This window comes from Paenibacillus sp. FSL H8-0168, from assembly GCF_038592955.1.
Lineage (GTDB): Bacteria > Bacillota > Bacilli > Paenibacillales > Paenibacillaceae > Paenibacillus > Paenibacillus polymyxa_B.
Genome location: NZ_CP151948.1, coordinates 3,692,271 through 3,705,724, shown reverse-complemented (window position 1 = coordinate 3,705,724; position 13,454 = coordinate 3,692,271). Strand labels below are relative to the sequence as shown.

Below are 13,454 nucleotides of genomic sequence, written 5' to 3'. Positions count from 1 at the left end.
ACAGCCAACACGGTATTTGTCCTATTTCATACAGCTAGGAGGACATGTTTATGGATTCAAAAGATATTTTTCGTGCGGTGCAAGCAGGGGAAATAAATTATGAAGATGCTGAAAAACAATTGCTTCAATTTATTGGCGAGCTCCCGGATGAATCATTGGAAGCCAGTCCACAGGAATTACCAGAAGGACTGGCTTTCACGTTGCAACCATTGGACAGCTTCCACACGCCGGAGGATGGGCAGGAGATAAGCGCCCCCCAAATAAAGGTACAGTCTGTGGTTGAATTGCAGGAATTTGAGCACGGGATTGTCTTGTTGAAAATGAAGGACACGGCGCACAAAAATACATTTTCCGATGAACTGATTATTGGCCTGAATCAGGCGTTTGAGACAGTGCAGGCTAACGAGAATTATAAAGTTGTGATTCTGACGGGATATGACACCTACTTTGCCACAGGAGGCACCCAAGAGGGATTGCTGGCTATCCATGAGGGAAAGGCGAAATATAGCGATACCAATGTTTACAAGATTGCTTTGGATTGCAAGCTGCCCGTCATTGCTGCTATGCAGGGACATGGGATTGGTGCTGGCTGGTGCATGGGGATGTTTTGCGATTTTATCGTGATGAGTCGGGAAAGCATCTATACTACTAACTTTATGAAGTACGGCTTTACCCCCGGAGCGGGTTCAACCCTGATTTTCCCTGAGAAATTCGGGGTTAGTATGGCACAGGAAATTTTATTTACAGGTACTAGATATAGCGGTTCGGAACTGGAAACCAAAGGGGTTCCTTTTCCAGTTGTACCGAGGAATGAAGTGGTGCCGTACGCCATGCAGCTGGCAAGAAAATTGTCCGAGTCTCCCAGGGAGTCATTAATTGAGCTGAAAAACCATATGGCTCAATCGATAAGAGAAAAGCTGGCGGCTACTATTGAAAAAGAAATAAAAATGCAGGATAAAACGTTTGTGAATCAGCAAGAAGTTAAAGAACGGATTCAATTCGCCTATGGACAGCTGCCGAATAGCAATGATTCCCACAAAACGGTCAAGCATATTGATTCTAAAAAAGCTATGCCAGATATGCCGCGCGGTCAGGAACATAAGGAGTCTATCGCGATTATTGGTATGGCAGGGCAATTCCCCGAATCCAGGACTTTGGCTGAATTTTGGGACAATCTAGCTCAGGGAAGGGATTGTATATCGGAAATCCCTTCAACGCGATGGTCAATCGATGAATATTACGATACCGATCCCAAGGCTCAGGGAAAAACCTATAGCAAATGGATGGGTGTTTTAGAGGATGTAGATAAATTTGACCCGTTGTTCTTTAATATATCCCCTGCAGAAGCAGAGATGATGGACCCTCAACAGCGCCTGTTTCTTGAAAGCAGCTGGAAATGCATTGAAGATGCCGGATTAAATCCAGCCTCACTGTCGGAGAGCCGATGCGGTGTTTTTGTAGGTTGTGCAGCCAGTGATTATGGGAGGTCCATGAGTGGGCAGGGGTTAAATGCGCAGGTTCTCATGGGAGGGTCTCCTTCAATTCTATCCGCTCGGATTTCGTATCTGCTAAATTTGAAAGGTCCTTCTTTGGCTATTGATACCGCGTGCTCTTCCTCTCTGGTGGCCATTGCTGAAGCCTGCAACAGTCTCCTTTTAGAAACAAGTGACCTTGCTTTGGCAGGCGGAGTCATGATTATGGCTGGTCCGGGAATGCATGTTATGACTAGCAAGGCAGGAATGCTGTCCAAGGATGGACGGTGCTTTACCTTTGATGCCCGTGCAAACGGGTTTGTCCCCGGAGAAGGAGTTGGGGTCATTTTATTAAAGCGGCTCTCTGATGCAGTCAGAGACAAGGACTCCATATATGGAGTTATTCGGGGATGGGGAATGAATCAGGATGGAAAAACCAACGGAATAACTGCCCCAAGTGTAAATTCACAAATCTCGCTGGAAAAAGACGTATATCGACGGTTTAACATTCATCCCGAAACCATCTCCATGGTCGAGACCCACGGGACAGGAACAAAGCTGGGTGATCCTATCGAGGTGGAGGGACTTACGGAATCATTCCGATCCTATACAAGCAAGAAGGGCTATTGCGCATTGGGGTCACTGAAAAGCAATATGGGTCATATGATGACTGCGGCCGGGGTGGCCAGTGTGATGAAAGTGCTGCTGGCCATGAAGCATCGCCAATTGCCGCCTACCATCCATTTCGAATCCTTAAATGAGCATATTTCTCTGGAGAATAGCCCGTTCTACATTAACACCGGTCTACAAAGCTGGGAGCCCGAACCGGGAGTACCCCGGCGTGCGGGCGTAAGTTCCTTCGGATTTAGCGGCACTAACGCTCATATGGTTATTGAAGAATATGTTCCTGTAGTCTCTGCGGTGAATCTACCCCCAGTGGGTAAAGCCAACCCGGGACTATTTGTGCTGTCCGCTAAAAGTGAACAATCCTTGAAAACCTATGCAGCAGATATGATGAATTTTGTTAAGTTGCACGAAAGCGTTAATCTGACGGACCTGACCTATACCTTGCAAGTGGGAAGAGAGGCTATGGACTGGCGTCTCGCGTTTTTGACGGATTCAAGAGAAAATCTGATAGATGAACTTGAACTTTTTATTAACGGAAGCTCGTCGGAAAAAGTGCTGATCGGCCGTGTGAACTATGCAGGTAGCGGAATCGAACTCTTGGATTCGGACGAAGACACCGGAACCCTGGTTCGGGCCTGGACTGAGAAAAAAAGACTTGATAAGGTAGCCAAATTGTGGGCCAATGGCGCAAGCATTGAATGGGACGCAATTTATGGAGATACCAAGCCCAGACGAATCAGTCTGCCGACCTATCCTTTTGAAAGGGCACGCTATTGGTTATCCGAAACAGACACTGGACAAGGCAGTGTAAATCCAGCTATGACTGCCCAAATTCATCCTTTGTTGCATCAGAATATTTCCGACCTCTCCGGACAACGTTATAGCTCTACTTTTACGGGCCGGGAGTTTTTCCTGTCAGACCACAGAATCAAGGGTCAACAAACATTACCCGGGGTGGCTTACCTCGAAATGGTGCGAGCAGCTGTAGAAGAGGCAGTGGGGGCTGTAGTAGAAGGCGAGACCCATATTCGGCTAAAAAATATCGTATGGGCCCGGCCTGTGGTTGTAGCAGACGGACCGGTGAGGGTACTCATCAGTCTATATCCCCAGGACAATGGAGAGATTGCGTTTGAAATATGCAGCGGGATGGAAGGAGCCGATGCTGAGGGCATTATACACAGTCAGGGAGTCGCTGTGTTGGAGAGGGCGGGCGAGCTACAGTATCTGGACCTGAATGTCTTACGGGCAGAATGTACCCGTACACCACTTTCTTCAAGCCAATGCTATGAAGCTTTCAGAGCCATGGGGATAGACTATGGACCGGCACACCGTGGTATTGAGGCAATCTTCCGAGGAAAGGATTACGTGCTGGCCAAGCTGTCCTTACCATCCTCTGTACTCCATACTCAAACTGAATTTGTTCTGCATCCGTCTTTGATGGATTCAACTTTGCAGGCCACAATCGGCTTGGTAATGGGTTCGGAAGAAAATTTGCCTGTAGGCAAGCCTGCGTTACCCTTTGCTTTGGAGGAACTGAAGATATCCGAAAAATGCACTCCAGTGATGTGGGCCCGGATCTCGCAACATGGGAGTGAAGAGACGTCGAATGGATTAAGTAAGGTGGATATTGATCTGTGCGATGAGACCGGAAAGATTTGCGTGCAGTTCAAAGGACTTTTATCCAGAGCGTTGGAAGGAGATGTGGGACAAGCCAGCATCACTGAGGATATGGGTACACTGATGCTTGAACCTGTCTGGCAGGAGATGCCTGTCACCGCAGGGGTGAACGCAAACGAAGATATCCGGTATGTTGTGATCCTGTGTGAAGTGGATGGTATCGCCGGGGAGGATATTGAAGCCCACATGGATGGTACTCGCTGCCTTGTTTTACAGTCTTCCAGCGCGGATATGGACGGTCGGTTTGAAGATTATACCATTCAGATATTTGAAGAATTGCAAAGTATCCTGCTAGACATACCCAAACAGAAAGTTTTGATACAGCTGGCAACCCACGCTCGGAAGGACCAACAGGTTTATTCCGGGCTTTCTGCAATGCTGAAAACCGCTCAAAAAGAAAATCCGAATGTCATGGGTCAGTTGCTTGAGCTTGATGTGGAGGATGATGTCGAAAGAATCATTGAGAAACTACAAGGGAACCGGAGTGGCCGGTATAACGAACGGATACGGTACCAAGGGGACAAACGACAGGTTTTAATATGGCAAGAAATTGAAGCCTTACGTGAAGATGCAGACCTGCCGTGGAGAGATGGTGGGATCTATCTCATTACTGGTGGCTTAGGCGGTCTGGGGCTTATTTTTGCCAGAGACATTGTGCGCAATGTGAAAAACTCCACCGTCATATTGGTGGGTCGGTCATCACTTTCTGCGGACCAAAAGGCTCTGTTAAACGAACTGAGAGCGCTGGGTGGTCATATAGAGTACCAACAGGCAGATGTGGGCCACAACGAATCGGTTACCGGGCTAATTCATGGCATCGTCGAGCAATTTGGCGGCCTTAACGGTATTTTGCACACAGCCGGAGTGATTCGGGACAACTTCATCATCAAGAAGACTAAAGAAGAGGTTAGAGAAGTGCTGACTCCGAAGGTCTCAGGGGTGATGAATCTGGACCAGGCCAGCAGAGACCTGCCCCTGGATTTCTTTATCTTATTTTCTTCGGGCGCAGGAAGCCTTGGCAATGTAGGACAGGTTGACTACTCCGCTGCTAATGGCTTTATGGATGCTTATGCCTCCTATCGAAATGCTTTGGTGACAGCAAAGCAGCGCCAGGGGCAAACGCTGTCGATAAACTGGCCTCTGTGGAAGGATGGAGGTATGCATGTCGACCTGGAAACGGAAAGGGCGATGCAAGGCCTAGGCATGATTGCCATGCAAACGGAGAGTGGAATCAAAGCTTTGTATCAAAGCCTGTCTTCCGGCAGAAGTCAGGTTATGGTGATCGAAGGATATCCCCAAAGGATTAAAGCGGCAATTTTAGGCCAGCTCTCGGAAACTGATGTCTCAGGCCGATCTGTAATGGAAAGCGAGGGAGCACCGCTTATCGGAGAAGAATGGCTAAGGGAAAAAGCGGAGGGTTATTTGAAAACGGTACTTTCAACCGTGATCAAGCTGCCCGCTGAAAGTATAGATGTAAATGCACCAATGGACAGGTATGGGATTGACTCCATACTGGTTATGCAGCTTACCAATGAATTGGAAAAGACTTTCGGCTCACTACCGAAAACATTATTTTTTGAATACCAAAATCTCCGGTCATTGACGGGTTATTTCCTTGAAACGTATCGCGGTCGGCTGATTGATGCTGTAGAAGCGACAGAGAAGAATACGGCTCCTGATGCAGGCCCGAAAGCACCTATAAAAGCAACCATAGAGCCTTTGACTTCGATATCGACTAATCGTAGGCGCCCATGGCTTCTCCCGACAGGTATACAGCCACATCAGGAGAAGAAGGCACTAGACATTGCAATTATCGGCGTGTCAGGAAGATATCCGGGAGCACTAGGTATCCGAGAGTTTTGGGAAAACCTAAGGGATGGAAAGGATTGCATTACAGAGATTCCCAAGGGGCGCTGGGATCACAGTCTGTACTTTAATGAAAACAGAGGCATGCCTGGGAAAACCTACAGCAAGTGGGGAGGGTTCATCGATGGAGTGGACTGGTTTGACCCGTTGTTTTTCAATATTTCGCCAAGGGAAGCGGAAACGATGGACCCGCAGGAGCGCTTATTCCTGGAATGCGTTTATGAAACGATAGAGGATGCAGGTTATACGAGAGAAACCCTTTGTGCAGAGCGGGAGCTTGGCGGCATAGAAGGCAATGTCGGGGTTTACGTCGGAGTGATGTACCATGAGTATCAACTCTATGGAGCCCAGGAACAAGCCAAGGGAAGGATGATTGGACTTCTCGGGAATGCCTCGGCGGTTGCCAACCGGGTATCGTATTTTTGTAATTTTCAAGGGCCAAGTATCGCTGTAGATACTATGTGCTCCTCGTCACTGACATCAATTCATATGGCCTGTCATGGACTACAGCATGGAGAATGCGAACTGGCAGTAGCAGGAGGGGTTAACGTCTCCATCCATCCTAACAAATACCTATTGTTGGGACAGGGAAGTTTTGCATCAAGCAATGGGAGATGTGAAAGCTTCGGACAGGGAGACGGATATGTACCGGGAGAAGGAGTCGGGGCTTTGCTGCTCAAGCCATTAGCCAAAGCCATAGCAGACGGAGACCGCATATATGGAGTTATCAAAGGAACTGCAGTGAACCACGGGGGAAAAACCAACGGCTATACCGTACCTAACCCCAACGCACAGGCCCGTGTGATTGGTCAGGCAATTAAGGAGGCAGGAATCAACCCCAGAACCATCAGTTATATAGAAGCCCATGGAACAGGAACTCCACTGGGAGACCCGATTGAAATTGCAGGCTTACAGAAGGCCTTCCGGAAATATACCGGGGATAAGCAGTTCTGTTCAATCGGGTCGGCGAAGTCTAATATCGGGCATTGTGAGAGTGCTGCTGGTATCGCCGCGGTGACAAAGGTGCTGTTGCAGTTGAAATATAAACAAATCGTGCCTTCGCTACATGCAAATACCTTAAATCCCAATATCGACTTCAGCGATAGTCCCTTTAAAGTTCAGCAGGGGTTAGAAGAGTGGAAAAGACCTGTAGTTGCCATCAACGGTGAAACCAGAGAATACCCAAGGGCAGCAGGAGTGTCGGCCTTTGGTGCTGGGGGCTCTAACGCTCATGTGGTCATCGAAGAATATATTCCAGAAGAAGCTAGTCAGCAGCAAGCTGCTCCTACATCCCTGAATCCTGTCATGGTCGTGTTGTCGGCCAAAAATAAGGAAAGGCTGGACGAGCAGGTGCAAAGATTGCTGTCTGCAATCAGAGAGCTGAATGACCCGCATACAAGTCTCTCAGATATCGCCTACACGCTGCAAATTGGGCGGGAAGCGATGGACGAACGTCTGGCGATCATTGCAAAATCCATCCAAGAGCTTGATTGGAAATTGGAAGGCTTCCTGCAAAAAAAGGAAGGCGTAGAAGAGCTGTATAGAGGACAGGTAAAGCGTAATAGAGGAGGGCTTGTCACTCAGGAAGTCGATGAAGATATGGCTAAAATGATTGATGCATGGGTGGACAAAGGGAAGTATGGAAAGCTCGCTGAACTTTGGGTTACGGGACTGATTTTGGATTGGAACAAGCTTTATGAGGATGTGAAGCCTCGCAGGATGAGTCTGCCAACCTATCCTTTTGCCAGAGAAAGCTATTGGATACCCGTACATGAGGGAAAGAGCGCCGCAATAACAGAAGCCGCTTCGTCCCAATCTTCCTTTTTGACACCTTTACTGCATCAGAACACTTCAGACTTTCTGGAGCAGCGGTTCAGTTCAACGTTTACAGGCGAGGAATTTTTCCTCAAGGATCATGTTGTGAAAGGCCAAAAGGTTCTGCCTGGCGTAGCCTATCTTGAGATGGTACGAGCGGCTGTAGAACGTTCCACAGGAGATATGGACAACAGCACAACAGGAATCCGTTTGAAAAATGTAAACTGGATTCGGCCCATTGTGGTGGACAACCAGCCAGTTCCTGTACACACCAGGCTATCCCTGGAAGACACCGGAAAAATCAGCTTTGAAGTGTATAGCGGGCAAGTAGGAAGCGAAAGAGGGCATACCGTGCATAGCCAAGGTGATGCGGTGCAGGTTTGCGTAGAGCAAAAACCGAGACTAAACCTTAAGGCGTTACAGGCAGATTTTGGTCAACACAGGTTTAACGGATCGCAATGCTACGAAATCTTCGAGGAAATGGGAATGGATTATGGCCCGGCATACAGATGTGTGGAGAAGGTATATACACATCCGGGCAGGGTGCTAGCCAAGCTGGCATTGCCTTCCTTCATTTCTAATATGGCGGACAGCTTGGTCCTTCACCCCAGCTTGCTGGATTCGGCCTTGCATGCATCCATCGGGCTAATCATGGGCCAAGAGAAAGAAGGGCTACCGGGTAGCGCTGTACCAGCTACGCCTCATATGCCGTTTGCTCTCCAAGAGATTGAGATTTATGGGGCATGCACCCCGACCATGTGGTCGTTGATTCAATACAGCGAGGGCAGCAAGAAAGAAGACAAGGTACAGAAGCTTAATATTGACTTGTGTGATGAGGAAGGAACTATTTGCGTCAGAATAACAGGATTATCCACCCGGGCGCTGGACGGAGAAGTCGTCATTGAAAATGCACAAGACGCAGCAGAAGGAGAAAGTGCCGTCGACCCGCTTGTAGGATCCGTAATGCTCATCCCGAAATGGGACCCGGCTGCTGTAAAAAAAGATGTCGTTTCCCCGTCACAGACAGACCGATTGGTCATTGCAGGTGGTACTGACAAAGACCGACAGGCCATCCGGGAGTATTATCCTAGGGCGCATTTCTTGGAGCTTCAAGCGCACGATTCCATTGAAACAGTTGCCTCAAAGGTAGAAGAATATGGAGCCGTTGACCATATTCTGTGGATTGCACCCTGCGCTTCCGTCGAATCGGTGACTGCCGAATCCTTGATCAAGGAACAGGAGCAGGGAGTCCTTCTCTTCTTTAGAATGGTCAAAGCGATGCTTCTATTGGGATACGGGACGAAAAAGCTAGGCTGGACAACGATAACCAATCAAGCTCAGCCGATGGATCAGAACGATACAGTCAACCCGACTCACGCAAGTCTTCATGGGCTGGTAGGCACCATGGCCAAAGAATATCCGAACTGGAAAATCCGTATTCTTGACCTGCAATCCGATGATGACTGGCCGCTATCCGATATGTTTACGCTGCCTTCGGACCGGCAAGGACGGATGTGGGTTTTCAGAAATGGGCAGTGGTACCGGCAGCACTTGGTCCCATTCAAACAGACTTCAGGTTTAAAAGGACAGACGCTATATAAAACCGGAGGCGTCTATGTGGTCATCGGGGGCGCCGGCACTATCGGAGAGGCTTGGAGCAAGTATATGGCCTGTACCTACCAGGCCCAGATGGTGTGGCTAGGCAGAAGGCAAAAGGATGCTTCTATCCAGGCCAAACTGGACGGATTTGAAGGCCTGGGACCTGTTCCATGCTATATCACGGCGGATGTAGCAGACGAAAGGGAGCTTCAGCGGGCATATGAGGAAATAAAACAGCGGTACTCCAACATAAACGGAGTGGTCCACTCAGCTATTTCATTTTTGGAGAAGGGCTTGGAAGATTTGACGGAGGAAGAGCTCCGGTCAGGGCTTTCAGCAAAGGTTGATGTCAGTGTACGCATGGCTCAGGTCTTCCAAAATGAGCCGTTGGATTTCGTATTGTTCTTCTCTTCCATGATTACCTATGTAAAGAATCCGGGACAAAGTAGCTATGCTGCCGGAAGTACCTTTAAAGACGCGTTTGCGCATCGTCTTTCGCAGGAATGGCGTTGTCCAGTGAAGGTCATGAACTGGGGATACTGGGGGAGCGGCGAAAACAATGCCTCTCAAAATGGAGGGCAGGAGGTAGAAAATTACTCCAGACTGGCACAAATAGGTGTTGGGCTCATTGACCCGCAGGAGGGGATGGAGGCGCTTGAGACGCTTCTTGCCTCACCGATAGACCAAATGGGGCTTATGAAAACAACAAGACACCTGGAGATGGAAGGGACTAATCCGACGGAAGAGATTGATCTCTACCCGCCTAATTCGGATCCGAATCTCAGGGATATTCAGGAAAATATTGCTACAGCAATACAATCAAGAAGCCATTTTATCGAAAACTATGCTGCAGACGATATGGGCGACCTCCAGGAAAGGGAGATGGAACATCTCCTAAGCAGGTTGTTACGGGAGCAGCTCTTGTCCATGGGGTTATCAGGGACAGATCGTCAGTCCGTCGACGAGTTCAAAAATAAACTCGGACTTCCTGAGCTATATGGCAAATGGCTAAAAGAGAGCATGGAGATTTTGGCACAGATGGATAACGACCTATCAGGTAGAAACTCCAGCTTGACGGATCGAGATGATGTCTGGCAGGAATGGGAAGAGCGCAAGCGTACTTGGCTGCAATATCCGCAGATGAGAGCAAGGGTCAATTTGGTTGAGACAACGCTACGAGCTTTACCGGAAGTGCTTACCGGAAAATCGTCTGCGACCGAAATCATCTTCCCCAATTCCTCAATGGAACTAGTGGAAGGAATTTATAAGAATAATCTGGTTGTGGACTACTTTAATGAGGTACTTGCCGATACTACTGCCGCTTATATCCAGGAGATGATTATGGCCGACGCCGCTGCGGAAATCAGAATTCTGGAAATCGGCGCGGGCACCGGAGGGACCAGTGCTACGCTATTCCTGAAATTACGCCCATATCGCAAACACATTCAGGAATATTGCTATACCGATATTTCCAAAGCCTTTTTGATGCACGCGGAAAAAGAGTATGGGCCGCATAATCCGTATCTCAGCTATCAGATTTTTAATGTTGAAGAACCTATTGCCGGGCAAGGTATTGAGACGGGGAAATATGATATTGTCATTGCCGCTAATGTGCTTCATACCGCAAAAGACATCCGTCAGGCGTTACGTAATGCTAAAGCGGTTTTGAAAAGCAACGGCTTGCTCCTGCTCAATGAAATCACAGGTAGTAGCGTGTTTACCCACCTTACCTTCGGATTGCTAGATGGTTGGTGGGCGTATGAGGATCCGGAATGGCGTATTCCTGGATGCCCAGGGCTCCACCCTCAAATATGGGAAACTGTATTGGACAAAGAAGGTTTCCATGCAGCGTTCTTCCCGGCGCAAGAGGCGCATGATTGGGGCCAGCAGATTGTTGCAGCCCAAAGCGATGGCTTGGTTCGGCAAAAGCGACAGCACAAACGAAGATCAATATTGATAGAGAAAAGAACCGTAGAGACGGTATCAGTGAAACAACGAACTCAACCCAAAATAGAGGTAGCACAAGCAGAGGTAGAACATGTGCTGCGTGAAAAAAGTACGGCGTACTTTAAACATTTGCTTGGTGAGACGCTAAAAATGGAACCGGGAAGTATCGACTCAACGGTAGCCCTGGAAGAGTATGGAATTGACTCGATATTGGTAGTGCAAATCACAAATGTTTTGCGTGAAGTCATCGAAGATTTTGCCAGCACGCTGTTTTTTGAGTACAACACCATAGATGATCTAGTAGCATACCTTCTTCAAACGCAAAAGGACTCGTTGAAGAAGCTGGTAGGAATGAAGGAACAGGAGTTGACCGAAGAGACTTCCAGAGTTGAAGAGGGCCCTGCTTCGCAATTACTCGCTACTGTCCCGATGAGGTTTGACCGGGGAGGGCGTTTCCTTAAGCCTTCTGACAGCACAATGGAAAAGCCAACGACACGATCCTCCAATATCAGGGATGTTGCGATTGTTGGGATGTCAGGACGCTATCCGGGAGCTCGTAATATAGAGGAATATTGGAACAATCTAAGAGAAGGTAAAAATTGCATAACTGAAATTCCGAAAGACCGTTGGGATTGGAAGACCTACTTTGACCAAGAAAAAGGGAAAAGGGGCACAATCTATACGAAATCGGGTGGTTTTATCGAAGGCATTGATTTATTCGATCCGCTATTTTTCAAAATTTCTCCCGCAGAAGCCGAAACAATGGACCCGCAGGAAAGACTGTTCCTGGAAGCAGCATATGCAAGCATAGAGGATGCTGGGTATACCCCTGCCAATCTTTGTGAGAGTAGAAGAGTCGGTGTATTTGCAGGTGTTATGAACGGAAATTACGGTTTGGGACCTCAATATAATTCCATCTCGAACCGGGTTTCCTATCATTTGGATTTCCAAGGTCCGAGTATGTCCTTAGATACCGCTTGCTCTTCCTCATTGACGGCGATCCATTTGGCTTTGGAAAGTCTGTATAGCGGTACAAGCGAGTGTGCCATTGCCGGGGGAGTCAACTTAATTGTAGATCCTATCCACTATATCAAGCTGTCGGCTATGACGATGCTTTCTAAAACGGGTGAATGTAAGTCATTCGGAGACCAGGCAGATGGATTTGTCGACGGAGAGGGTGTCGGCGCGATTGTGTTGAAGCCGCTGGAGAAGGCCATTGCAGATGGCGACCATATTTATGGAGTTATCAAAGGGAGCATGCTTAATGCTTCAGGTAAAACCAGCGGTTATACAGTACCTAGCCCTCAAGCTCAATCCTGGTTGATTGAAGAAGCGCTCCAGCGTGCGGATGTCGATGCAAGGACAGTTAGTTATATTGAAGCCCACGGAACCGGTACAGCTCTGGGAGATCCTATTGAAATTGCAGGATTGACAAGGGCATTCGAAAAATTCACAAAGGATAAGCAGTTCTGCGCCATAGGGGCGGTCAAATCGAATATAGGCCATTGTGAGAGTGCAGCAGGCATTGCAGGAGTGACTAAAATATTGTTGCAGCTTAAGCACAGCCAGCTAGTACCATCCTTACATTCAAGGAAGTTGAACCCTGAAATTAATTTCAACAATACTCCTTTTATCGTTCAGCAAAGCCTGGAGGAATGGAAGAGACCGGTAATTACAAGCGATGGAATCACAAAAGAATATCCAAGACGAGCTGGAATATCTTCTTTTGGTGCAGGCGGGGCAAACGCCCATATCGTGATTGAAGAGTATATTCCCGAGTATCAAGAACAGTCTGGAACAGAATCCGACTCTCAGGGACCTGCTATGATCGTATTGTCAGCCAAGAGCGAGGAGCAGCTTAAGGAAAAGGGACGGCAGCTGCTGAATGCTCTTCAGGGTCAGCTATCCTCCGCAAGCCTATCGGATATTGCTTACACGCTTCAGGTGGGGCGCGAGGCGATGGAGGAGCGTTTAGCCGTACTTGTGGAATCTACCGCAGAGCTTGAGGAAAAATTAAAGAGTTTTGTGGATGGACGTCATAACATGCTCAACCTATATAGGGGACAGGCTAAACGCAACAGAGAATCGTTGTCTATTTTTTCGGGGGACGAAGACTTGCAACAAATGATCGATCTTTGGATTTCCAAAAAGAAATATACCAAGCTTTTGGAGCTGTGGGCTAAAGGGATAAATTTGGATTGGAAAAAACTTTACACAGGGAAGATGCCTCACCGTATCAGCCTGCCTACCTACCCTTTTGCTAAAGAGCATTACTGGACTTCTGAAAGCAAGGATCAAGTAAAAGCCTATGCATTATTTTCGCAAGGTGAGAGCGATGTAGACTTTGATGATATATTGTGCGGCAGACTCTTGGATGAAATGATGAACGATACCCTGTCTGTTGATGAGGCTGCCAGTGAAATCCTCAATATATGTATACGTAAATGAGAA

The 13,454-nt window shown here is 47.9% G+C and carries 1 protein-coding gene; it reads left to right on the top strand.

All coding sequences use genetic code 11. From position 1 onward, the window contains the following. Window positions 1–50 precede the first annotated feature (50 nt). Window positions 51–13,451 (top strand): SDR family NAD(P)-dependent oxidoreductase, encoded by a 13,401-nt coding sequence (locus MHI21_RS16370; RefSeq protein WP_342418533.1) that lies wholly within the window; start codon window positions 51–53, stop codon window positions 13,449–13,451. Window positions 13,452–13,454 lie beyond the last annotated feature (3 nt).